Annotated in this window: 24 protein-coding genes and 1 pseudogene; 8 read left to right on the top strand and 17 right to left on the bottom strand. The window is 66.5% G+C overall.

What is annotated here, in order from left to right; translation table 11 throughout:
* Window positions 1–170: 170 nt before the first annotated feature.
* Window positions 171–497 (top strand): PilZ domain-containing protein, encoded by a 327-nt coding sequence (locus EAH84_RS09305; RefSeq protein ID WP_140871080.1) that lies wholly within the window; start codon window positions 171–173, stop codon window positions 495–497.
* A gap of 15 nt (window positions 498–512) precedes the next feature.
* Here EAH84_RS09305 and trmB read toward each other — a convergent pair whose 3' ends face one another.
* On the bottom strand, window positions 513–1,193 hold the full coding sequence (gene trmB, locus EAH84_RS09300) for a tRNA (guanine(46)-N(7))-methyltransferase TrmB (protein WP_140871077.1): 681 nt from the start codon (window positions 1,191–1,193) through the stop codon (window positions 513–515).
* Window positions 1,194–1,251: 58 nt separating this feature from the next.
* On the opposite strand from trmB, the gene EAH84_RS09295 reads away from it, so the two are divergent.
* Window positions 1,252–2,148, top strand: coding sequence for a formate/nitrite transporter family protein (locus EAH84_RS09295; protein ID WP_140871075.1), 897 nt, complete (start codon window positions 1,252–1,254; stop codon window positions 2,146–2,148).
* 42 nt (window positions 2,149–2,190) lie between these two features.
* On the opposite strand, the gene metK is transcribed toward EAH84_RS09295, so the two are convergent.
* Window positions 2,191–3,411 (bottom strand): methionine adenosyltransferase, encoded by a 1,221-nt coding sequence (gene metK / locus EAH84_RS09290; protein WP_140871072.1) that lies wholly within the window; start codon window positions 3,409–3,411, stop codon window positions 2,191–2,193.
* Window positions 3,412–3,469: 58 nt separating this feature from the next.
* A complete protein-coding gene (gene lnt / locus EAH84_RS09285; protein WP_140871069.1) occupies window positions 3,470–5,008 on the bottom strand; it encodes an apolipoprotein N-acyltransferase in 1,539 nt (512 codons plus the stop codon).
* A gap of 80 nt (window positions 5,009–5,088) precedes the next feature.
* Between lnt and EAH84_RS09280 the strand changes: the two genes are divergently transcribed.
* Complete coding sequence (locus EAH84_RS09280) at window positions 5,089–5,535, top strand: VOC family protein (protein ID WP_140871066.1); 447 nt, start codon at window positions 5,089–5,091, stop codon at window positions 5,533–5,535.
* Window positions 5,532–5,834, top strand: a complete 303-nt coding sequence (locus EAH84_RS09275) for a polyhydroxyalkanoic acid system family protein (RefSeq protein WP_140871063.1) — start codon at window positions 5,532–5,534, stop codon at window positions 5,832–5,834. Before EAH84_RS09280 ends, EAH84_RS09275 begins: the two co-directional genes overlap by 4 nt.
* Before the next feature lies 1 nt (window position 5,835).
* Here EAH84_RS09275 and EAH84_RS09270 read toward each other — a convergent pair whose 3' ends face one another.
* From EAH84_RS09270 to EAH84_RS09220, 11 genes are all read right to left on the bottom strand, one after another.
* Window positions 5,836–6,312, bottom strand: coding sequence for a hypothetical protein (locus EAH84_RS09270; RefSeq protein ID WP_140871061.1), 477 nt, complete (start codon window positions 6,310–6,312; stop codon window positions 5,836–5,838).
* 170 nt (window positions 6,313–6,482) lie between these two features.
* Window positions 6,483–7,832: a PQQ-dependent sugar dehydrogenase gene (locus tag EAH84_RS09265; RefSeq protein WP_140871058.1), complete on the bottom strand. Its 1,350-nt coding sequence runs from the start codon at window positions 7,830–7,832 to the stop codon at window positions 6,483–6,485.
* A 68-nt stretch (window positions 7,833–7,900) separates the two neighbouring features.
* Complete coding sequence (locus tag EAH84_RS09260) at window positions 7,901–8,809, bottom strand: hemolysin family protein (protein WP_140871055.1); 909 nt, start codon at window positions 8,807–8,809, stop codon at window positions 7,901–7,903.
* Window positions 8,810–8,816: 7 nt separating this feature from the next.
* On the bottom strand, window positions 8,817–9,326 hold the full coding sequence (gene ybeY / locus EAH84_RS09255; RefSeq protein ID WP_140871052.1) for an rRNA maturation RNase YbeY: 510 nt from the start codon (window positions 9,324–9,326) through the stop codon (window positions 8,817–8,819).
* Window positions 9,323–9,718, bottom strand: a complete 396-nt coding sequence (locus EAH84_RS09250; protein WP_140871049.1) for a type II toxin-antitoxin system VapC family toxin — start codon at window positions 9,716–9,718, stop codon at window positions 9,323–9,325. Before EAH84_RS09250 ends, ybeY begins: the two co-directional genes overlap by 4 nt.
* Window positions 9,715–9,996 carry a type II toxin-antitoxin system VapB family antitoxin gene (locus EAH84_RS09245; RefSeq protein WP_140871046.1) on the bottom strand — a complete coding sequence of 94 codons (282 nt, stop codon included), beginning with the start codon at window positions 9,994–9,996 and terminating at the stop codon, window positions 9,715–9,717. Before EAH84_RS09245 ends, EAH84_RS09250 begins: the two co-directional genes overlap by 4 nt.
* Before the next feature lie 47 nt (window positions 9,997–10,043).
* Entirely contained in the window at window positions 10,044–11,042 is a 999-nt protein-coding gene (locus tag EAH84_RS09240) for a PhoH family protein (protein ID WP_140871043.1), read from the bottom strand.
* A gap of 244 nt (window positions 11,043–11,286) precedes the next feature.
* On the bottom strand, window positions 11,287–12,609 hold the full coding sequence (miaB, locus tag EAH84_RS09235) for a tRNA (N6-isopentenyl adenosine(37)-C2)-methylthiotransferase MiaB (protein ID WP_140871040.1): 1,323 nt from the start codon (window positions 12,607–12,609) through the stop codon (window positions 11,287–11,289).
* 266 nt (window positions 12,610–12,875) lie between these two features.
* Window positions 12,876–14,489, bottom strand: coding sequence for a DHA2 family efflux MFS transporter permease subunit (locus EAH84_RS09230; protein WP_140871037.1), 1,614 nt, complete (start codon window positions 14,487–14,489; stop codon window positions 12,876–12,878).
* Between the two features lie 6 nt (window positions 14,490–14,495).
* The gene (locus EAH84_RS09225; protein ID WP_140871034.1) at window positions 14,496–15,602 is read right to left on the bottom strand and encodes an HlyD family secretion protein; all 1,107 of its coding nucleotides are present in this window, start codon (window positions 15,600–15,602) and stop codon (window positions 14,496–14,498) included.
* Window positions 15,595–16,038, bottom strand: a complete 444-nt coding sequence (locus EAH84_RS09220; protein ID WP_140871031.1) for a MarR family winged helix-turn-helix transcriptional regulator — start codon at window positions 16,036–16,038, stop codon at window positions 15,595–15,597. Before EAH84_RS09220 ends, EAH84_RS09225 begins: the two co-directional genes overlap by 8 nt.
* A gap of 181 nt (window positions 16,039–16,219) precedes the next feature.
* On the opposite strand from EAH84_RS09220, the gene EAH84_RS09215 reads away from it, so the two are divergent.
* Window positions 16,220–16,912, top strand: a complete 693-nt coding sequence (locus EAH84_RS09215; protein ID WP_241656540.1) for an alpha/beta fold hydrolase — start codon at window positions 16,220–16,222, stop codon at window positions 16,910–16,912.
* Between the two features lie 36 nt (window positions 16,913–16,948).
* On the opposite strand, the gene EAH84_RS09210 is transcribed toward EAH84_RS09215, so the two are convergent.
* From EAH84_RS09210 to mtaB, 3 genes are all read right to left on the bottom strand, one after another.
* Window positions 16,949–17,653, bottom strand: coding sequence for an inner membrane-spanning protein YciB (locus EAH84_RS09210; protein WP_241656527.1), 705 nt, complete (start codon window positions 17,651–17,653; stop codon window positions 16,949–16,951).
* A 79-nt stretch (window positions 17,654–17,732) separates the two neighbouring features.
* On the bottom strand, window positions 17,733–18,662 hold the full coding sequence (gene ftsY, locus EAH84_RS09205) for a signal recognition particle-docking protein FtsY (RefSeq protein ID WP_140871026.1): 930 nt from the start codon (window positions 18,660–18,662) through the stop codon (window positions 17,733–17,735).
* Entirely contained in the window at window positions 18,659–19,939 is a 1,281-nt protein-coding gene (gene mtaB / locus EAH84_RS09200; protein WP_140871023.1) for a tRNA (N(6)-L-threonylcarbamoyladenosine(37)-C(2))-methylthiotransferase MtaB, read from the bottom strand. The genes ftsY and mtaB overlap by 4 nt, the downstream gene beginning before the upstream one ends.
* On the opposite strand from mtaB, the pseudogene EAH84_RS09195 reads away from it, so the two are divergent.
* The 3 genes and pseudogenes from EAH84_RS09195 to rpsP all read left to right on the top strand — a co-directional run bounded on the left by EAH84_RS09195 (window position 19,890) and on the right by rpsP (window position 22,861).
* Window positions 19,890–20,510: pseudogene (locus EAH84_RS09195) on the top strand (DUF924 family protein). The gene mtaB and the pseudogene EAH84_RS09195 sit on opposite strands and share 50 nt — an antisense overlap.
* A gap of 217 nt (window positions 20,511–20,727) precedes the next feature.
* Window positions 20,728–22,224, top strand: a complete 1,497-nt coding sequence (gene ffh, locus EAH84_RS09190) for a signal recognition particle protein (RefSeq protein ID WP_140871020.1) — start codon at window positions 20,728–20,730, stop codon at window positions 22,222–22,224.
* A gap of 31 nt (window positions 22,225–22,255) precedes the next feature.
* Window positions 22,256–22,861: a 30S ribosomal protein S16 gene (gene rpsP / locus EAH84_RS09185; RefSeq protein ID WP_140871017.1), complete on the top strand. Its 606-nt coding sequence runs from the start codon at window positions 22,256–22,258 to the stop codon at window positions 22,859–22,861.
* Window positions 22,862–22,976: the final 115 nt, after the last annotated feature.

Raw genomic sequence — 22,976 nt, 5'->3', positions numbered from 1 at the left:
GCGCCGCCGCGGCCAATCCCTAACGCCGCGCTCACCGTGTGGTTAAACGCGATCCTAACGCGCCAATGCGCATAGCCGATTGGAATAGGGCGACTATCGTCCTCGGCGTCCGACAAGCTGGCTAACAGCGTTAAGGCGGCGGCAAGATCGATCGGAAGGTGCAAGGAGCCATGGATGTCGTCACACCGCCATCGGTCGTTCCTGCCGTAGAAACCCGCGGGTCAGCCAATCACCGACGCGCGCCCCGGTCGAAGGTGTTCCTGTTGACCGAGGTGGTGATCGACGCGGTGACGGCGCGCGCGCATGTGCTCGACGTGTCGACCACGGGGTCGAAGGTTCACACCGCCACCGATCCGCAATGCGGCAGCGAGGCCAGCGTACGGCTGAACGGCGAGCCCAAGGCGGGGAAGGTCGTGTGGGTCAACGCCGGGCGGTTCGGACTCGAATTCGCGACCGAACTGGCGCCCGACCAGATGGCCGCGATCGTGCGCGCCTGACGACGCGACGGTCGGTTAGCGCCGCACGTAGCGGAAGTACCACACCTCGTGGCCCTTGCGCCGCGCCTTGCGTTCGTAGCGCGTTTCCGGCCAGTCGTCGGGGCGGGTGAGGAAATCGGTCGGGGTCGCGGCGGTCCAGACAAAATCGCGGCGCTGGTTCATGACCATCATCGCCCAGCGGCAATAAGTCGGATCGTCGGTGCCGAGGCGGAATTCGCACCCCGGCTTGAGCTTGGCGGCGATCAGGTCGAGCGGGCCGTGGTTGATCATCCGCCGCTTGGCGTGGCGCGCCTTTCGCCATGGATCGGGATGGAGCAGATAGGCGCGCGACAGGCTGGCGTCGGGGAGCCGTTCGATCACTTCGAGCGCATCGCCCATGTGGAGGCGGACGTTGTTGAGGCCGCCGTCGCGGACATGGCCGAGCGCGCCGACGACGCCGTTGAGGAACGGTTCGCAGCCGATGAAACCATGATCGGGGCGCATCGCGGCTTGGCCCGCGAGATGTTCGCCCGCGCCGAAGCCGATTTCGAGTTCGAGCGGGCGGGCGTCGCCGAACAGCGTGGCGGCGTCGAGCGCGCCGGTATCGGGCAGCGCGATCCGGGGCAGCAACTCCTCGACCAACGCGGCCTGGCCCTGGCGCAGCTTGTGTCCCTGGCGACGGCCATACAGCCGCCGGATCGTGGTGGGATCGTTCATCGCCGCGCGCCTATCGTCGTCGTGGAGCAAAGTCGAGCGATCGCGCGTTTGCGGCTAAATGGCAGAAACCGAACATGATCGCGACCAGGCCGATGGCGGCGCATCGGGCGACGACGCGAACGAAGAGAAGGATGTCGCCCCCGGCGCGCCGAGTGCGGTCGCGTTGCACCGGACGGTGCGCAAGGCGGGCGAGGACGAACTCGATCGTCCATTCTGGGCGTTGACGTGGTCGGGGATCGCGGCCGGCATCGCGATCAATACCTCGCTGGTCGCAGAGGGCATGCTGCATTCCAAGCTGCCCGATGCACCATGGCGCGAAGCGGTGGTGGCGTTGGGATATCCGATTGGGTTCCTGCTCGTGATCCTGGGGCGATTACAGTTGTTCACCGAAAGCACCGTAACCGCGATGCTACCGCTGGCGACCACACCATCGCGCTGGGCATTGACGCGGACGTTGCGGTTGTGGGCAATCGTGATCGGCGCAAATCTGATCGGCACCGCGATCGCGGGAGCGGGAACGTCGTATGGGTTGATCGTCGATCCGGCGTTGAAACAGGGCATGATCGACGTGGCAATGCAGGTCAGCGAACTCGGATTCGGGCAGACCGTGATCAACGCGGTGCCCGCTGGGTTCCTGATCGCGATGATCGCGTGGGTGCTGCCCAATGCGCGGACCCAGTCGTTCTGGGTGATTTTCCTGATCACCTATATCGTCGCGCTCGGCGGGTTTTCGCATTCGATCGTCGGATCGGACGAGGCGTTCCTGTTGATGTTCGATGGGCATGTGAGCGTCGGGACCGCGCTCGGCGGGATCATCCTGCCCGCGCTGATCGGCAATCTGATCGGCGGCGCGGGACTGTTCGCGCTGTTGGCGCACGCGCAGGTCAGGAGCGACGTCCAGGACGGCGATGGCGGCAAGGATGCAGGCGACGACGTCAAGGATCGCAGCCGGTAGCGATGCGGGGATCGGTCAGACCGATCCCCGCCGAGAATGGGGTTACGCGGCGACGGCGTCCTTGAGCTGATCGATCAGATCGGTCTTTTCCCAGGTGAAGTGATCGCCCTCGGCCTCACGCCCGAAGTGACCGTAGGCGGCGCTCCTCTTGTAGATCGGGGCGTTAAGCTTGAGGTGTTCGCGGATGCCCTTGGGGGTCAGGCGGACGAGCCGCGGCAGCGCGGCTTCGAGCGCGGCCTCGGTAACGGTCCCGGTGCCGTGAAGATCGACATAGACCGACAGCGGCTCGGCGATGCCGATCGCATAGCTGAGCTGAATCGTGCAGCGACGCGCGAGCCCGGCAGCGACAATGTTCTTGGCGAGATAGCGCGCGACATAGGCCGCCGAGCGATCGACCTTGGTCGGATCCTTGCCGCTGAACGCGCCTCCGCCGTGCGGGGCCGCGCCGCCATAGGTGTCGACGATGATCTTGCGCCCGGTGACGCCGGCGTCGCCGTCCGGCCCGCCGATCTCGAACGCGCCGGTCGGGTTGATATAGATTTTGGTCGCCTCGGTGATAAAACCGTCGGGGAGCACGTCGTTAAACACGCCCATCACATAGTCGCGCAGCACCGCATATTTGGCGGGATCGGCATTCTCGCCCTTCTCGCAATAGCCGGGTGCGTGCTGGGTCGAGACGACAAGCGCGGTCGCGCGGACCGGTTTTTCATCCTCATATTCCAGCGTCACCTGGCTCTTGGCATCGGGCTCGAGGAAGGGGGCGGCACCCGAATGGCGGTCGGCGGCCATCCGTTCGAGGATCTTGTGGCTGTAGTAGAGCGTGGCGGGCATCAGGCCTGGGGTCTCGTCGGTCGCATAGCCGAACATGATGCCCTGATCGCCCGCGCCCTCGTCCTTGTTGCCGCTTTCGTCGACGCCCATTGCGATTTCGGCGGATTGGCCGTGGAGGTTGTTTTCGAAGCGGAAGCTTTCCCAGTGGAAGCCCGACTGGGCGTATCCGATTTCCTTGACGGTGTTGCGCACCGCGGCCTCGATTTCCTCGAGGACGCCCGGCGCCCACTCATTATTCTCGTAGATGCCCTTGCCGCGGATTTCGCCGGCCAAGACGACGAGCTGGGTCGTCGTCAACGTCTCGCATGCGATCCGTGCCTGGGGATCCTTGCCCAGGAACAGATCGACGACCGTGTCGCTGATCTGGTCGGCGACCTTGTCGGGGTGACCTTCGGACACCGATTCGCTGGTGAAGATGAACGACTTGCGCATGAACATACTCTCGCGGCTAAGGGGCTGAGGCTGATATAAAGAAAGCTTTATATGAGCCCTAGCGAGCCCGCCTGCGGATGGCAACGCCGAGAATCAGCATCGCCAGCCCGACCATCAGCGCCATCCAGTTGCCGATCCGCGCAAACAACGTGGGGACGAGCGCAGGGGGCATCGCGATATCGATCGCGCCGGCGCGGTGGTGCGGCACGGTGGCGAGCAACCGTCCGTCGGAGGCGATCACCGCGGAGATGCCGGTCGGGGTCGAGCGGACGATCGGCAGCCCTTCCTCGATCGCGCGCATCCGCGCCTGCGCCAGATGCTGGGGCGGACCCCAACTGCCGAACCAGGCGTCGTTCGAGGGATTGAAGATCATCCGCGGGCGATGCGCCTCATCGACGATCTGGCCCGAAAAGACGATTTCGTAACAGACCTGGATTCCGATCGCGCCGAAGCCCGGCAGCACAATGCTGCTGGGGCCGGGACCGGGGGTGAAATCCATGTCACCCGGGACGAGGCGGGCCAGGCCCAATGGCTTCAGCAGCCAGGGGATCGGTAGATATTCGCCATAGGGGACGAGGTGCGCCTTGTCGTAGCGCCCGGCGATCTGCGCATCGGGGGTGATCGCGAGCACCGAATTGCCCGCGCCCGATACCTCGCCCAGCGCGTCGAACGTCAGCGTGCTGGCGCTGGTCAGAAGCACGTCGCGCGGGCCGAGTGCGCGCGCGATCCGTGTCCGGATGACGTCGGGCCAGTGCCGCGCATAGACATAGTCCGGATAACCGCTTTCGATGAAGTCATCGATCAAGCCCTCGGGCCACATCACCAGCCGCGGCACCGGCCCCGGCGTGCCCGACCCATTAATGAGCGCGCGCAGCGCAAAGTCGCCGCCGTCTCTACCGCGGAGGTTGTTGTCGATGTTGGGCTGGACGACACGGAGGCGCGGCGCGGAGCGAGCGGGGGGCGGCGCATCGGTCCAGACCGCGCTGAGCGCGGCGAGCGCGATGGCGGCGGCGATCCCGGCGGGGACTGCGACCTGCCGCCGGACGAGGAGCAGCGACCCCGCCGCGACGATCGTCAGTCCGGACAGCGCATAGGTGCCGATCCACGCCGAGACGCGCGCAACGCCGATCACCGCGACCCAGACCACCCCGATCGGATCCCACGCATAGCCGGTGAACACGACCGCGCGGAGCCATTCGGTGAGGATCCACACCGCGCCGAACAGCAACAGGTACGCAAGGTCGACCCGGCTCCCCCGCCGCCCCAAGCGCCACGCGAGCCCCGCGGCCATCGCGGGGTAGACCGCGAGGTAGAGCGCCAGCCCGACCGCGGCGAAATAGCCGAGCACGGGGGGCATCTTGTCCTGGAAATCGAATGCGTGCTGGACCCAGTTGTTGTTGATCGTGAAGTGGCCGACCCCGAACGCCCAGCCCAGCCACAGCGCCTGGCGGAGGCTGGGCGCGCGGTGGACGAGCGCGATCCAGCCCGCGAAGCCCAGCAGCGTCAGCGGCCACAACTGAAGCGGCGCGAACCCGGTCGCGGCGATCGCGCCGAGCACGAGGCTGGCGAGGGCGGGGTAACGATATACGCGATCCATGAAGCGGCTCTTATCGACTAAATCCGCGCCCGCTAAGGGGAGGAATTGAACGGGCGGCGCTTCCACTGTATCATCCGCGCATGACACTACGCCCGTTCCATCTCGCCTTCCCGGTCCACGACCTCGCCGCCGCGCGGGGCTTCTATCGCGATACGCTCGGCTGCACCGAAGGCCGGTCAAGCGATCACTGGATCGATTTCGATTTCTTCGGCCACCAGATCGTCGCGCATCTCGATCCGGCGGCGGTGCCGGTCGCGGTCGAGAATGCGGTCGACGGGCATGCGGTGCCGGTGCCGCATTTCGGGATCGTGCTGACTCCTGCGGACTGGGCCGCGCTCGCGGCGCGGGTCGCGGCGGCGGGGGTGGCGTTCGGGATCGCGCCGTACACCCGCTTCGCGGGGCAGGCGGGCGAGCAATCGACGATGTTCTTTCGCGATCCGTCGGGCAACGCGCTCGAATTCAAGGCATTCGGCGATGACGCGATGCTGTTCGCGACCGACGCGCCGCCGGTGGAGCAGGCGGCATGACCGCGCCGATCGAACTCGACATCCCGCACCAGCTCGGCAAGGCGGCGGTGCGCGAGCGGCTCGACGGCGGGATCGGCAAGATCGGGCGGATGATCCCCGGCGGCGCCAAGGTCGTCCACGACTGGGAAGGCGACACGATGGTGTTCACCGTCGAGGCGATGGGGCAGGTGATCCGATCGTCGGCAACCGTCTTCGACGACAAGGTTCACGCGGTGGTCGACCTCCCCGGATTTCTCGGGTTGTTCGCGGGGAAAATCCGCGACGTCATTCAAGCCGAGGCGCCCAAGCTGCTGAAATAGCTCAGGCGCGGTCGAGTGCGGCCGCCCGGACTATATCCTTTTCCCGCCCGAACCGGCGCAGGATCGCAGCGAGTTCCTGCCGGTCGGGGACGTAAATCGATCCCGCTGCGGTCGTGAACTGCTGACGCGTGGCCGGCGCGAGGCGTTGCCACCCGGCCGAAGCCGCGACCTCTAGATCCGCCATCAACTCGATCGTCAGCGGCATCCCAGTCCATCGTGCGAACACCGCCGAGCGGAATAGCGGATGGGGCGTATGGGGTTCGATCGGTATGACGTGCTTCGCGCATATTACCTCCGCGTCGCGACGGCTGAGCAGCACATAGACGTCGCGCACGTTTCCCGCGTCGGCGCCATGAAGCGCGACCGCCGCGCTGCCGATGATCCACCACCGATCGTGCGCGCCCGCCATCGCGCTGGCGAGTTTCGCGCACGCGGCGACGAGCGCGGGCGTCGGGCCGCTGGCGTAGGATGACGTCACTTTAAACCCGTTCGTGCTGAGCTTGTCGAAGCACAGTGAGCCTCAGGCCCTTCGACCCGGCCCCATGAAAGTACTACTTTCATGGGAACCCGGTAGGCTCAGGGCGAACGGTTCACGAAGCCGATCTGGCCTGCGCCCATGACGATCGCGCGCGCCATCCTCGAGTCGCTTCACCGCGCCGCGGTCTGGGTCGGCGCGGCGGGGCTCACCCGCCACACGACGTTGCCGACATCGTCCGCGACCAGCATCGCGCCGGTCTGGTCGGCGATGACGCCAACGGGGCGGCCGCGCGCCTCACCCTTGGCGTCGAGGAAGCCGGTCAGCACATCCACCGGCTTGGTGCCGGGTGCGGGGAAGCCCGACGCGGCAAAGGCGACGTAGACGACTTTGTACCCCGACACCGGCTTGCGGTTCCACGAGCCATGTTCGCCGACGAACGCGCCGTTGGCGAAGCGCTGGCCAAGCTTGATGTCGTTGGCGAAATCGAGGCCGAGCGCGGCGACGTGCGGCCCCATCGCGTAATCGGGGCGCTTCGAATATTGCTGGAGCGCGGGGTTGGCGGGCTCGACCCGGGTGTCGGGATAGCCGCCCCAATAATACCAGGGCCAGCCGAACTGGTCGCCGAATTCGACCTGGGTCAGGTAATCGGGGGCGAGATCGGAGCCGAGCATGTCGCGTTCGTTGACGACGGTCCACAGCTGCCCCGTGATCGGGTTGATCGCCATGCCCTGCGGGTTCCGCAAGCCCGCGGCATAGATCCGGAAGGTCTTCGCGTCGGGCCAGGCCTGGAGGATGTTGGCGCGGTATTTCTCGGCATCGATCCCGTGGTCGGCGATGTTGGTCGCCGAGCCGACCGAGACGTAGAGCGTCTTGCCGTCGGGGGCGGGGATGACATTGCGCGCCCAGTGATTGCCGCCGGGATTGAGCTTGATCACGGTTTCAGGCGTTGCGGTGATCCGGGTCTGGCCGTCGGTATAGGGGACGCGGACCAGCGCATCGGTGTTGCCGATGTAGAGCTGCCCCTTGAACAGCGCCATGCCGAAGGGGGAATTGAGCCCGGTCATGAACACCGATCGCTGGTCCGAGACGCCGTCGCCATTGGTATCGCGGAGCAGCGTGATCCGGTTCGCCGACGGCCCGGCCGCGCCTGCCTTGCCGAGCAGGTGCTTCATCACCCACCCTTGGATGCCGCCGCCCTTGCGCAGGGGCGAATTGGTTTCGGCGACCAGCACGTCGCCGTTGGGCAAGCGATAGAGCCAGCGCGGGTGATCGAGCCCGGTCGCGAACGGGCGGACCGTCAGGCCGGGCGCGGCGGTGGGGGTCGCGCCGTCCTGCCAGCCGACGACATCGGCGACATTGATCGTCGGGATCGTCTGGATCCGCGGCGCGGTGATGTCGGGTCGGACGCCCGCGACCTCGGCAACGCTGAGCTTCGCGGAATCGGGCCACGCCAGATAGACGAAACCGGCGATCGCGACGAGGACGATCAGGCCGAGGACGATGAGGATGTGTTTGCGCATGACCAAGCGATAGCGGCGTGCGCGCGGCGGCGGAAGGGGGGGTGGTGAAGCGGCGCGCCGACCCAGCGTTACTCGTTGGGATCGATCGGGGTGAGCGGGGGGTGGAGCCGGACGCGGTGGACGCGGCGTTCGTCGCTCTGGGTGATCTCGATTTTCCAGCCCGACGGGTGATCGACGCAATCGCCGACCGCGGGGACATGGCCCGCGAGCACCGCGGCGAGGCCGCCGATCGTGTCGACATCGCTGTCGCCATCGCCAAGCCGCTCGTCGATCAGGTCGGCGACGTCCTCGAGTTCGGCGCGGGCGTCGAGATCCCACGCGCCGTCGTCGATCGGGACGATCAGCGCGGGCGGCTCTTCGTCATGTTCGTCCTCGATGTCGCCGGTGATCTCCTCGATCAGATCCTCGATCGTGACGATCCCCTCGGTTCCCGAATATTCGTCGAGCACGATCGCGAGGTGCACGTGGCTGGCACGCATGTCGGCGAGCAGATCGAGCGCGCCGCGCGACATCGGCACGTAGAGCGGTTCGCGGATCAGATCGGCGATTCCGGCGGGGGGCTCGTCGCCCTTCGCCAGGATCGCGAACACGTCCTTGATGTGGACCATCCCGATGATCGTATCGAGTTCGCCGCGATAGACCGGCAGGCGGCTGTGACCGGCGTCGGCGAAGATCTGGACGAGGTGCGCAAAGGTCGTGCCCTCTTCGACCGCGACGATATCGGCGCGCGGCACGCCGACGTCGCCCGCGTCGCGTTCGCCGAAATGAAGCAGGTTGCGGACCATCTGGCGCTCGATCGGCGACAGGTCGCCCTTGGCGTCGGGGGTCGGATCGCCTTCGTGCTTGTCGATCGCCTCCTCGAGTTGTTCGCGGAGCGATTCGGCGCTGGCGTCGCCGAAGATGGCGGATTTCATGACCCGCCAGAAGCTGTTGTCGGTGGAGTCGCCGTTGCCGGCGCTACTTCGGTCTTCGGGCATCGAATCCTTATTCCTCGCGTACCAGGTAAGGGTCCGCGATGCCGAGGCTGGCGAGCGCCTGGCGCTCGATATCCTCCATGGCCCCGGCCTCCTCGTCCCCCAGATGGTCGTAGCCTAGCAGATGCAGCGTGCCGTGCACGAGCAAATGCGTCGCGTGTTGTTCGACGCTGACGTGCTTGTCCGCGGCCTCGGCGACGCACACGTCGTGCGCGAGGACGATGTCGCCCAGCAAGACTTCGCCATCGTCGCTGTTCTGGCTGATCGTGTCGATCAGGTCGGGCTGGACCATCGGGAAGCTGAGGACGTTGGTCGGCTTGTCCTGGTCGCGATACTGGCGGTTGAGCGTGTGGACCTCGTCGTCGGACGTCAGGCGCACCGAAATCTCGATCCGTGCTGGGGTAGTGAGGAGCGGGCCTTGGGGTGTCAGCTCGATCGCGGCGCGACACGCGCGGGTCGCGAGCGCTTCCCACTCGCCCGCGGGCCAGGGTTCTTCGCGGGTGAGTTCGAGGTGGATCATGCCAGGTCCGTCTTGGAGAAATCCGTGCCCTTGTAGAGCAGGCGGGCGTCGTTGGTCCTGGCACAGGCATAGGCGAAACAATCGCCCATGTTGAGCCGGGCGGGGTGGCGTCCCTTGCCGAAGCGGCGATGCGCTTCCAGCGCCGCATCGGCCTCCTTTTCGCCGATCGGGACGATGGCGACGCCCCGCGCTGCGATGAAATTCGTGACGTCTTGCCTGGCGAAATCCATCATGATCCCGCGTCCGATGCTGAGCGCGATGGTGGTTTCCCAGATCGCCATTGCCGATGTCATCCGGTGCTCGGCGATATCCAACCTGTCGCCGAGTTCCTCGAAATCGTCCTCCAGCGTGAGCATGGCAACCATCGCCGAGGCATCAACGAAGAGATTCACCGGAGCCACGGGCCGAGGTCATCTTCCTCATCGGACAGCGAATCGAAGAATGCCTTGCCGAGTTTCAGTGCTTCGCGATCTGGCAGAGGGTGGCGGGCGCGATAGTCGCGCAGCCAGTCGACCGTGCTGCCGGTGGGGGCGGCCTGCTCCGTAGCCTTGTGGTGCGCCAGACACTGCAAGCCGCGCCTCACCGCCTCGGTTTTTGTCGTGCCGAGTTGTTCAGCGATTTCGGTAGCCAGCGCTGCGGTGCCGGTATCCTTTATGAAAAGCGATGCCATGTCGATCCCCGGGATATCCCTAGTAATATAAAGGATATCCCGCTACGTCAAGTGGCGGCTCCCTCGTAGGCCTCGACGATCCGCCCGACAATCGGATGCCGGACCACGTCGGCCGCGGTGAAGCGGGTCATCGAAATGCCTTCGATGCCCTCGAGCCGATAGGTCGCGTCGGCGATGCCCGACGCGGCGACACCGCCGGGCAAATCGGTCTGGTTGGGGTCGCCGCAGATCACCATCCGGCTGTTCTCGCCGAAACGGGTGAGGAACATCTTCATCTGCGCGGGCGTCGTGTTCTGCGCCTCGTCGAGGATGATGAATGCGTCGGCCAACGTGCGACCGCGCATGAACGCGATCGGTGCGATCTCGATCTCGCCGCTCGCGATCCGGCGTTCGACCTGTTCGGCGGGCAGGCAGTCGTGGAGCGCGTCGTAGAGCGGGCGCAGATACGGGTCGACCTTTTCCTTCATGTCGCCGGGCAGGAAGCCCAGCTTCTCACCCGCCTCGACCGCGGGGCGCGACAGGATCAGGCGTTGGACGCTGCCGGTGATGAGCTGCGACACAGCCTGCGCCACTGCGATATAAGTCTTGCCGGTGCCCGCTGGCCCGAGCGCGAAGATCATGTCGTGGGTGGTCAGTTCGCGCATGTAATGCGCCTGCGCAGGCGTGCGCGGGACGATCGTCTTCTTGCGGGTGCGGATCATGATCGACGGCTGGCGGACCCCATCGGCGCTGAGGATGCCAGCGAGCGTCGGTTCGGCGCTCATCGCGATCGAGGCGTCGACCAGCCCGGCATCGACATCCTCGCCGCGCTGGACGCGGGCGTAGAGATCATGGAGCACGTCGCGCGCCACCGCGACCTGTTCGGCGGTCCCCTCAAGCCCGATCTTGTTACCACGCGCGGTGATATAGACGCCGAGGCGGTTTTCGAGTGCGACCAGATTCTGGTCATACTGACCGAAGAGCTGGACGAGCAGTTGCGGCTTGTCGAAGAGCAGTTCGACGCGACTGCGCTGGCCGGACTGGGCGGGGAGGGGCTTGCGGCTCATGCAATCCTTTCAGGGCGCGGCGGGCCGTCGTCGCGGGTGCGACGGGGCAAAACCGGGAGAGCGAAGATCGGGGCAGCGCGCGGGGCGTTCAAGAGAACCGAGTCGCGGTGGCGCAGTTGCATCATCGGCGAGACTGACAGCCTAAGTGACCAAGGGACAGTGCTAAATTATGCGCCGCGATCGATCGTCGGGCAGCGTTGCCCGAACGCCGCACCGGTTCCGGTGTTCTACGTCCGCAGCGCGATCACGCCGCCACCGCCACCCGCTCGACCCCTGCCATCGAATTGGGATCTGCGCGGGTCAGGTCGACGGTTACGATGTCGCCGATTGCGGCGTCGGTGAGGAGGTGGACCGATTGCAGCCACGGCGATTTGCCGAGCATCTGGCCGGGCAGTTTGCCGCGGCGTTCGATCAGCACGTCGCAGGTGCGGCCGACCGTATGGGCATTAAACGCCTGTTGGTCGCGGTTGAGGGCGGCCTGGAGGCGCTGGAGGCGCTCGTCCATGATCTCGGGCGCGATCTGATCGGGCATGTCGGCGGCGGGGGTGCCGGGGCGGGGGCTGTATTTGAAGCTGTACGCCTGCGCATAGCCGACCTCGGCGACGAGACTGAGCGTGTCCTCGAAATCCTGCTCGGTTTCGCCGGGGAAGCCGACGATGAAATCGCCCGACAGCGCGATATCTGGGCGCGCGGCGCGGACACGGTCGAGCAGGCGGAGGTAGCTGTCGCGGGTGTGGCTGCGGTTCATCGCCTTGAGGATGCGGCTGCTGCCCGATTGGACGGGGAGGTGGAGGAACGGCATCAGCGCCTCGACCTCGGCGTGCGCGCGGATCAGGCCGTCGCGCATGTCGTTGGGGTGGCTGGTGGTGTAGCGGATCCGCGCGAGGCCGGGGATGCGATCGAGGTCGGCGATCAGGTCGTGCAATCCACGTCCGCCATCGTCCCACGCGTTGACGTTCTGGCCGAGCAACGTGATCTCGCGCGCGCCCGCATCGACGAGCGCCCGGGCTTCGTCGACGATTCCGGCGAAGGGGCGGCTGACCTCGGCACCGCGGGTGTAGGGGACAACGCAATAGGTGCAGAATTTGTCGCACCCTTCCTGAACGGTCAGGAACGCGCTCGGCCCGACCTTTCGCCGCGCGGGAAGCTGGCCGAATTTCGACAGAACCGGCATGTCGGTATCGAGCGCCGCCTCGCCCCGCGCGGCCTGGCCGACCAGTGCGGGGAGATTGTGATACGCCTGCGGGCCGACGACGATATCGATCTTGGCGCGGGCGACAATCTCCGCCCCCTCGGCCTGCGCCACGCAACCCGCGATCGCGATCATCGGGTCGTTGCCGTGATCGCGCCGGGCTTCCTTGCGGATCCGTCCGATGTCCGAATAGACCTTTTCGGTCGCGCGTTCGCGGATGTGGCAGGTGTTGAGCACGACGAGGTCGGCTGCGCTGGCGTCGTCGGTATGGGTGAGGCCGTTGGCGGCCATGAGTTCGGCCATCCGTTCGCCGTCATAGACGTTCATCTGGCAGCCGAAGGATTTGACGTGGAAGGTCTTGGGGGCGGATTTCATGGGGGGTCTCTAGCAAATCCCCCCCGCGACGGGGAGGGGGACCGTGCGCAGTGAATGGTGGCGTGGGCGGGCCGCCAACGACCTGCTCGTGGTGAACCCCTCCGCCGTCGCCACATGGCCCACGAAATTCCATATCTGGCGCGGGTGTCGGGTTATCGCTGGCCCGCGCAATCCACCGCGCGGAGCCCATCATGGGCAAATGTTGCCAACCGTTGCCGTACCGCGATTCGAATCTGGTTAGATTGTCATGCCCCTTTCGCGCAAACTTAATGTCCCATCGCGTCGGGGTCCGCCTTGACCGCGCCCTTCGGTCGTTTGAGCAGTAGCCCGAGCGGGATCGCGACCGCGGTCATGATCATCATAAACTTGAAGTCGTCGAGATAGGCGATCATCGCCGCCTGCTGGTTGATCACCGCGTCCGCCATCGCGAGCAGGCTGTCGGTCGAGCCCCCGGTAATCGACGTCACCAGCGGGTCGCTCGCGGTCAGGCCCGCCGCGGGAATGTGGGGGGCGAGCACCGAATGCGTCGTCTGGATGTTGCGCGCGAGCAGCGCGGTGACGATCGAGATGCCGACCGAGCCGCCGACGTTGCGCGACAGGTTCATCAGACTCGCGCCCTCGGTGCGCTTGTGCGGCGCGAGGGTGCCGAACGCGGTGACGTTCAAGGGGATGAAGATCAGTCCCAACCCCAACCCCTGGACGATCCCGGTGGTGACGAAGGGGGTAGAATCCATTTGTAGCGACCAGCCTGTCATCTGCCACAGCGAGAATGCCGCGATCGCCAGCCCGCCCATCACCATCAGCCGCGGATCGACATTCTTCGCCATCAACCAGCCCGCCAGATACATGCTGCTGACGATCCCGATCCCGCGCGGCATCATCAGGATGCCGGTCGCGAGCACGGGATACCCGTAGAGCCGCTGGAGCATCGGCGGGAGCAGCGCGAGCGTCGCGGTCATCAGCACGCCGATCACGAGCATGAAGCCGATGCCGGTCACGAGGTTGCGGTTCCGGAACAGGCTGCGTTCGAACATCGGATTCTTGGCGGTGACGATGTGGACGACGAACATCCATGCCGCAGCGAGCGCAATGCCGCCCTCGATCCGGACCTCCCAGCTTTGGAACCAGTCCTGGGTCTGACCGCGATCGAGCATCAGCTGGAAGAAGCTGATCGCGATCGCCAGCAGCGCGAAGCCGAAGAGATCGAACTTGCGGCGCACCAACCCGCGCGAGGGCAGCAGCGCGAACAGGATCGCGAAGCACGCGATGCCAACCGGCACGTTGACGTAGAAACACCAGCGCCAACTATAATTGTCGGTCAGCCAGCCGCCGATCACCGGCCCCAGAATCGGGCCGATCATGATCCCCATTCCCCAGATCGACATCGCGCTCGCCTGTTTGGATTTGGGATTGATGTCCATCATCACGGTCTGGCTGAGCGGATTCATGAACGCCGCGAACACTCCCTGAAGCACGCGGAAGAGCACCATCTCGACCAGTCCCGTCGCCAGCCCGCACAGCATCGAGGCGACGACGAAGCCGACCACCGCGACCAGGAACAGGTTGCGCGATCCGATCCGGTCGGACAGCCAGCCGGTCATCGGGATCGCGACCGCCGAGGCGACGATATAGCTCGTTAGGATCCAGGTGACGGTATCCGCGGTCGCGCCGAGCGAGGCCTGCATATGCGGCAGCGCGACGTTGGCGATCGTCGAATCGAGAATCTGCATGATCGTCGCGGCCATGACGCCCAACGTCAGCAGCGCCTTGTTCGAGGTGTGGAGCGCGGCGCGCTCCTCGAACGGCTCCGCCTCTTGCGTCGAGGGGACTTCGGCGAGCGGATCGATTCGCTTGCCCGGGGCCGCGGCGTTGCTGGCCATGACGGCTTATTTCACCCCGCGGACGTCGATGGTGACGTGGGCGGATTGACCCGCGATCAGCTGGCGGGGGCTGTTGTCGTCGATCGCGATCCGCACCGGGATCCGCTGCGTGACCTTGACCCAGTTGCCGGTCGCGTTCTGCGCGGGGAGAATCGAGAATTCGCTGCCCGTGCCCGCGCCGATCGACTGGACATGCGCCTTCAGGTTCAGCCCGGGATAGGCGTCGAACGCGAGCGTCGCGGGTTGGCCGACGCGCATCTTGTTGAGTTCGTCTTCCTTGAAATTCGCTTCGACCCACGACCGGCCGTTGGCGACGATCGTCACTGCGGGCAGCCCCGTCACCATCATCGCGCCGACCTGAAGCCGATCGGACTGGCTGATCGTGCCGTCGATCGGCGCGCGCACGACCGTGCGCTTGAGGTCGAGCGCGGCCTTGTCGCGCTGGACCTGCGCGGCGGCGATCGCGGGCGCGGTGCCAGGGACCGCGGCGCCGGTCGACAGCCTGGCGCGGGCTTCGTCGGCGGTCGCCTGCGCGTTGGCGAGTTGCGCGCGCGCCTGTTCGAGGCCGTGCTGCGACTGTTCGAGCCGCGCGCGGGTGGTGAAGCCCTGCTTCATCAACTGCGCCTGCCGATCGTAATCCTGCTGCGCATTCTGGATCGCATCGTGCGCCGCCTGGATGTCGGCACCGGTGCCGCGCAGGTTGGACTGGAGCGCCGCCACATCGACCTGCGCGTTGGCGATCGAGGCGTTCGCCTGGCTGACCGCGATCTGGTACGGTTCGGGGTCGATCCGGAACAGGATATCGCCCGCCTTCACCTGCTGGTTCTCGCGGACGTTCACCGCGACGATCCGCCCCGCGACATCGGACGACACCGACACCTTGTCCTGCCCGACATAGGCGTTGTCGGTCGACACGAACCGGCCCGAGGTCAGCCAGAAATACCCGCCGACGATCGCGATCAGGAGCGGTACGCTGACCATGATTGCCGTCCGCAGCCATTTGCGCTTCGGCTTGGCGGGTTCCGGCGTGATCGCCACGTCGGCCACCGCGTCATGCGGCGCAGGGGCGGCGGTGTCGGCGCGCAGATCGCGCTGGGGGTCGGCATCAGCCATGGGCGGTCTGGTCCTTGTCGGCATAGGAGAGATTGTCGCGCATCTGCCCGAGTGCGGCCGCGAGCGCGGTGCGTTCGGCGGTGTCGAACCCGGCGAAGGCGACCGCGAAGACGTCGTCCCCGATCGCCTTGAGCTGGTCGAGCAGCGGGCGCGACCGATCGGTCAGGTAGATCCGCCACGCACGCCGGTCGCCCGGATCGCGGCGGCGCTCGACGTGGCCCGCCTCCTCGAGTCGATCGACCATCCGGCACAGCGTGATCGGTTCGACTTCGAGCAGGTCGGCCAGCCCACCCTGGTTGATCCCCTCGTGGCGGGACAGCGCGGTCAGCGCGCGCCATTGCGGGCGGGTCACCCCGATCGCGCGGGCGCGCTCGTCGAAGCGGCGTCGGAGCAGGCGTGAGACATCGCTGATCAGGAAGGCGGTGGCATCTTTCATGACGCCCATATAATAAGCATGCTTATATAAGTGAAGCCCTGACACATGCGCAGTTTGCATGCGCGATTGCGTTGCGGGTACGGGGCGACTTCCATTGCCGAAGGAATCGCGCGTGACCCTGATCCGACCCGAACCGCAGTTTTTCGACGCGGACGATGGCGTGCGGCTGGCGTGGTACGCGATGGGGGAGGGGCGGCCCGTGGTGCTGCTCCACGGGTTCATGTCGGACGCGTATACGAACTGGGTGCGTTACGGCCACGCCGCGGCGCTGGTCGCAGCGGGGCGCCGGGTGCTGATGCTCGATTTTCGCGCGCATGGCGCGAGCGACAAGCCGCACGACCCGGCCGCTTATCCGCGCGATCGGCTGACCCGCGACGCGATGGGCTTCGTCGCGCATCTGGAGCTGACCGATTATGACCTCGGGGGCTATTCGCTCGGATCGCGGACGGTGTCACGGATGCTCGCGACTGGAGCGACGCCGGGCCGGGTCATCATCGGCGGGATGGGGCTCGAAGGGCTCACCGACACCGGACGGCGCGCGGGGCATTTCCGCGACATCCTGACCAAGCTCGGCCAGCATCCGCAGGGCAGCCCGGCGTGGATGGTCGAGGCGTTCCTGAAGACGACGGGGGGCGATCCCGTCGCGCTGCTCGGGATCATCGAGACATTTGCGGACACGCCGCTGGAAACGATCAGGACGTTCGCGATCCCGATCCAGGTGCTGTGCGGCGCGGAGGATAGCGATAACGGTTCGGCGACCGCGCTGGTCGATGTCTTGCCCGACGCGGTCTATGCCGAGGTGCCGGGCGGACACATGAGTTCGGTGGTGAAGCCCGAAATGGGCGCGGCGATGGCGGCGTTTCTGGCCGACTAGGCCGCAGGCATCCCGACTCTTTCGACCGGAAGGGCGTTACGCTTCCGGGGGGATGGTGGGGACGGCATCGCCTTCCAAATTCAGGCCGTGCTTCATCAGCATCGGGATGTTCGCGAAGGCGAAGAGCAGCGTGATGACGACGCAGCCGGGGAATTTGTAGAGCGTCCACGCGCGGAAGGCGGCGGTGTCGCTCATCGTCGCGGCGGTCCAGCGCCAGACCAGCTCGTTGGCGATCGCCATGACGACGAAGAAGATCGCCCAGTTGCGGGTGAGCTTGATCCAGCCCGCCTCGGTCAGCCCCGGATAGGCCGCGCCGAGCAACTGCTGGAGCAGCGGACGGCGGGTGATCAACCCGAACACGAGTACGCTCGCGAAAATCGCATAGACGAAGGTCGGCTTCATCTTGATGAAGCGCGGATCGGCGAAATAGATGGTGAGCCCGCCGAACACGACGACCAGCGCGCCTGAAATCCACAGCATCGGCGAGATCGTGCCGAGCTTCGCCTTCGATACCGCCATCGCGATCACGGTCGCGATCACGAACCCCGCGGTCGCGCAGATGACGCGCGCGATTAGCAGCGCCTCGACGCGGGTGAGGTCGTTCAGCGTGCGCGTGAATGCGGCGACGAGCGCGCGCATCGGCTCGGCAGGGGCGACGAAGGTGATCGCGAAGAACACCAGCAGCGGGCCGTAGTCGATCGCCATGCGCAGGCCGGGGGAGGATGTTTTGCGGGTCGTCATTTAAAATCCTTGTTCCCCCGCGAAGGCGGGGGTCCAGTTCTACGGTAGGGCTGGATCCCCGCCTTCGCGGAGGAACAGATCACTTCTTCACCCCTTCGACACCGGCGATGATCCGGCTGACTTCGTGCGCGTCGAACGGGCGGAGGTCGGTCATCGCCTCACCGACGCCGATCGCGTGGATGGGGAGGCCGAATTTCTCCGCCGCCGCGACCATGACGCCGCCACGCGCGGTGCCGTCCAATTTGGTCATGACGAGGCCGGTGACGCCCGCGACCTCCTTGAACACCTCGATCTGGCTGAGCGCGTTCTGGCCGGTGGTCGCATCGAGGACGAGGACGACGTCATGCGGGCTCGCGGGGTTGATCCGCCCGAGCACACGGCGGATCTTGGCGAGTTCGTCCATCAACTCACGCTTGTTCTGGAGGCGGCCGGCGGTGTCGACGATCAGGACGTCGATGCCGGTCTCGGTTGCCTGTTTCACCGCATCCCACACCACGCCCGCGGCATCGCCGCCTTCCGGGCCGGTGACGATCGGGACGCCGACGCGCTCGGCCCAGGTGCGCAACTGCCCGATCGCGGCGGCGCGGAAGGTGTCGCCCGCGGCGAGCATGACCCCGTAATCCTGCTCCATCAGCAGGTGCGCGAGCTTGGCGATCGTGGTGGTCTTGCCCGATCCGTTGACGCCGATGACGAGGATCACCTGTGGGCGGGGGAAGGCGGTGACCTCGAGCGGGATCGCGACGCGCGCGAGTGCCTTCTCGACTTCCTCGGCGACGACGAGGCGGATGCCGAGTTCCTCCATGTCGCGCTCGAACGTCCCCTCGGCGAGGCGGGTGCGGATTTTCCCCGCGGTCTCGGGACCGAGATCGGACGCGATCAGCGCCTCCTCGATATCGTCGAGCGTCGCCTCGTCGAGCCGCGCGCCACCGAGCCCCGCGAGGTTGCCGACGAGCCGGTCGGACGTCTTGCGGAAACCGCCGAGGAGGCGATCGTGCCAGGATGTGCTCATGCGCGGGTTCCGATGAGGTGGGTGGCGGTGGCGGCGGTGATGCGGACGGGGGCGATCTGGCCGGGTTCGAGCGTGGCGTGTGGGACACGTCCTTCGACAGGCTCAGGGCGAGCGGCGGGGGGGATGTTCACGTGGGCGAAATTCGGGGCGTGGCCGTGGTCGCCAGGATGCTCGATGACGACATCCTGCGTCGTGCTCACCAGTGAGGCCAGCCACGCCGCCTTGCGCGCCGCCGCCGCTTCGCGGAGCCGTTCGGCGCGCGCCTTGCGCAGCGCATGCGCAACCTGCGGCATCCGCGCGGCGGGGGTGCCCGCGCGTTCCGAATAGGGGAAGATGTGCGCGTGGACGATGTCGGCGTCGGCGATCAGCGCGATCGTGTCGGCGGCCATCGCGTCGTCCTCGGTCGGGAAACCCGCGATCAGGTCCGCGCCGATCGCGATCTCCGGGCGCTTGGCCTTGAGGCGCTCGACGATCGCGACCGCCTGTACGCGGGTATGGCGGCGCTTCATGCGCTTGAGGATCAGGTCGCTGCCTGCCTGGAACGACAGATGGAGGTGCGGCATGATGCGGGGTTCGCCGGTGAAGAGGTCGAAGAGCCGGTCGTCGATCTCGATCGAGTCGAGCGACGACAGCCGCAGCCGCTGGAGCGCGGGGACGCCGCATAAGATGCGTTCGACAAGGAGGCCGAGCGTCGGGGTGCCGGGGAGGTCGTGGCCGTAGCTCGTCAGGTCGACCCCGGTGAGGACGATCTCGCGGTGGCCGGCGTCGACCAACCCAGCGATCCGGTCGACCACCGCGCCTGCGGGGACCGAGCGGCTCGGGCCGCGGCCGAAGGGGATCGCGCAGAAGGTGCAGCGGTGGTCGCAGCCGTTCTGGACCTCGACGAACGCGCGGGCGTGTTGCGAGAAGCTGGCGGCGAGGTGCGGGGTGGTTTCGCGGACCGCCATGATATCACTGACGACCACCGCGTCGTAAGCCTCCCAAGCTGACGACAAGAGCTTGTCGGCATTGCCGACCACGCGATCGACCTCGGGCATCGCGGCGAAACTCGCGGGATCGATCTGCGCCGCGCACCCCGTCACCACGATCTGCGACAGCGGTCGGTCGCGGCGGGCGCGGCGGATCGCGACGCGGGTCGCCTTGACCGCAGCGTTGGTGACCGCGCACGAATTGACGACGACGGTATCCCGGCCCGCGATCAGCGTCCGGATCGTTTCGCTCTCGGCGATGTTGAGGCGGCAGCCGAGGGTGATTACCTCTGGCGCGGAAACAGGCATGGGGGGCGATCTAATGACCGACGCGGCTCAAGTCCATCGGCAGGCACGCGATGTGCTCGACTTCTGGTTCGGGTTGGAGCCCGCACGCTGGTGGGAAAAGGATGACGGGTTCGACGCCGAGGTCCGCGCGCGATTCGGCGCGTTGCGCGATTCCGTCGTCGCGAACGACGCGGGGGGATGGCGCGAAGAGCCTGATTCCCTGCTCGCTGCGATCATCGTGATCGACCAATTCTCTCGCAATATTTTTCGCGGTTCAGCGGCGGCGTTTGCGGCGGACGATCTGGCGGCGGGGCTGACGTTGGCGGGGATCGAGCAGGGATGGGAGGCGCGCTATCCGCCCGAGCGGCGGGTATTCTTCTACATGCCGCTGATGCACGCTGAGGATGCCCCGCTGCAGGCGCTGAGCGTCGCCAAATTGGAGGCGCTGTGAATCGAGAATAACGCGCAGTTCGCACGCGATCATCGTGACGTGGTGGTGCGGTTCGGACGGTTTCCCGCGCGCAATGCGGCGCTGGGGCGGGAATCGACCGCGGCGGAAGAGGTGTATCTGGCGGAGGGGGGTGGCTGGTAGAAGCGCAAAGCCCAACCACCCCGGCGTTCGCCGGGGTGGTGGCGTGAGCCGCGGGGGTATGCGGGGCAGGTTGCGCCGCAGCCGTATTTCGCCTAAGCGCACCCCACGTTCCGTCATTGGACGCATAGCACAAGCACCCGCGGGTGTACGCTGACCGGCGAGGTTTCGCCCGTCGGCGCTTTTGCGTTTGGTGGCAGTGCAATGAGGAATTGAGGCGATGTTCGACAGTTTGAGCGACCGGCTTGGCGGCGTCTTCGAGCGTCTGCGTGGCCGTGGCGCGCTGACCGAGGCCGATGTGCGCAGTGCCATGCGCGAGGTGCGCGTCGCGTTGCTCGAGGCCGACGTCGCATTGCCGGTGGCACGCGATTTCGTCGACAAGGTCACCGAGCAGGCGGTCGGCGCGAACGTGCTGCGGTCGGTCACGCCGGGGCAGCAGGTCGTCAAGATCGTCAATGACGCGCTGGTCGAGATGCTCGGGTCGGATGCATCGGAGCTGGAGCTCGGCGTCACCCCGCCCGCGGTGATCATGATGGTCGGGCTGCAGGGATCGGGCAAGACGACAACGACTGCCAAAATCGCCAAGCGATTGTCGGGCGGGCAGATGGGGCGCGAGCGCAAGAAGGTGCTGATGGCATCGCTCGACGTCAATCGCCCGAACGCGCAGGAGCAGCTGGCGACGCTGGGCACGCAGATCGAGGTGGCGACGCTGCCGATCGTCGCGGGGCAGCAGCCGGTCGATATCGCGCGGCGCGCGCTGTCGGCGGCCAAGCTGCAGGGGTTCGACGTGCTGATGCTCGACACCGCGGGTCGGCTCCACGTCGACGCCGCGTTGATGGCCGAGATGCAGGCGGTCGCGGCGGTCGCGACGCCCGCCGAAATCCTGCTCGTCGTCGATTCGCTGACCGGGCAGGATGCGGTCAACGTCGCGCAAAATTTCAGCGCGCAGGTCGCGCTGACCGGCGTCGTGCTGACGCGGATGGACGGCGATGCGCGCGGCGGCGCGGCGCTGTCGATGCGTGCGGTGACCGGCAAGCCGATCAAGTTCGCGGGCACCGGCGAGAAGCTCGATGCGCTCGAGGCGTTTCATCCGTCGCGGGTCGCGGGGCGCATCCTGGGGATGGGCGATGTCGTCAGCCTCGTCGAGCGCGCCGCGGAATCGATCCAGCAGGAAGACGCCGAGCGGATGGCGAGCCGCCTCGCCAAGGGTCAGTTCGACATGAACGACCTGCGCGGGCAGCTGGCGCAGATGGCGCGGATGGGCGGCCTGGGTGCGTTGGCGGGAATGATCCCGGGCATGAAGAAGGCGCAGGCGGCGATGGCTGCGGTGCCGGGCAGCGACAAGACGCTGGTCCATATGGACGCGATGATCGGGTCGATGACCGTGAAGGAGCGCGCCAAGCCCGAGGTCATCAACGCCAAGCGCAAGATCCGCATCGCCAAGGGATCGGGGACGACGGTGCAGGAGGTCAACAAGCTCCTCAAAATGCACCAAGAAATGTCGACCGCGATGAAGAAGATCAAGAAGATGGGCGGGATCAAGGGCATGATGGCGATGCTCGGCAAGGGCGGCATGGGCGGTTTGGGCAATGCGCTCGGCGGCCAGCAGCTTGGCGATATCATGGGCGGCGCGGGCGGTGGCCTGCCCGGATTGCCGGGGGGGCAGGGCATGCCGCAGTTGCCGCCGGGCTTCGAGAATTTCACCAAGAAAAAGTAACTATCGACTTTAGAACGAAGGAATAAATACCATGGCTATCCATATCCGGCTGTCGCGTGGCGGCTCCAAGAAGCGTCCTTATTATCGCATCGTCGTTGCCGACGCGCGGTCGCCGCGTGACGGCAAGTTCATCGAGAAGATCGGCAATTACGATCCGCGCCTCGCCAAGGACGACGAGAAGCGCGTCGTGCTCGACCAGGAGCGCGCCAAGCATTGGCTGAGCGTCGGCGCGCAGCCGACCGATCGGGTCGCGCGCTTCCTCGACGCAGCGGGCGTCCTCGAGCGCACCGCGCGCAACAACCCGAACAAGGGCAAGCCGGGCGAGAAGGCGACCGAACGCGCCGACGAGCGTGCCGAGAAGGTGAAGGCTGCCGAGGAAGCCGCCGCCGAGGCCGCCGCCAAGCCGGCCCCCGAGCCCGAGCCCGAAGTGACCGCCGAACCCGAAGCGCCGGTGGCCGAGGAAGCCGCTGCCACCGAGGAAGCTCCTGCGGTTGAGGAAGCTCCGGCAGCCGAGGAAGCGCCTGCCGCCGACTCGAACGAGGAAGCCGAAGCCGTCGTGGCGGCCGAGGTCGAAGCCGCAACCGAGGCGCCGAGCGAGGACGCCGAGAAGGTCGCCGACGCAACCTCCGAACAGTAAGAACCCGATCCGGTCGTGGTGCGTTGTTCTCTCGAGTAGAGAGAGGACACGCATCATGACCGACGGTATTCCCCCGGATCCGAGAACCGCGCCCGATGACGACGAAGATGCCACC

Source organism: Sphingomonas oligophenolica (assembly GCF_006438955.1).
Taxonomy (GTDB): Bacteria; Pseudomonadota; Alphaproteobacteria; order Sphingomonadales; family Sphingomonadaceae; genus Sphingomonas; species Sphingomonas oligophenolica_A.
The sequence above is the reverse complement of the archived record's forward strand: the minus strand, read 5'-3'. Positions and strand labels throughout refer to the sequence as shown.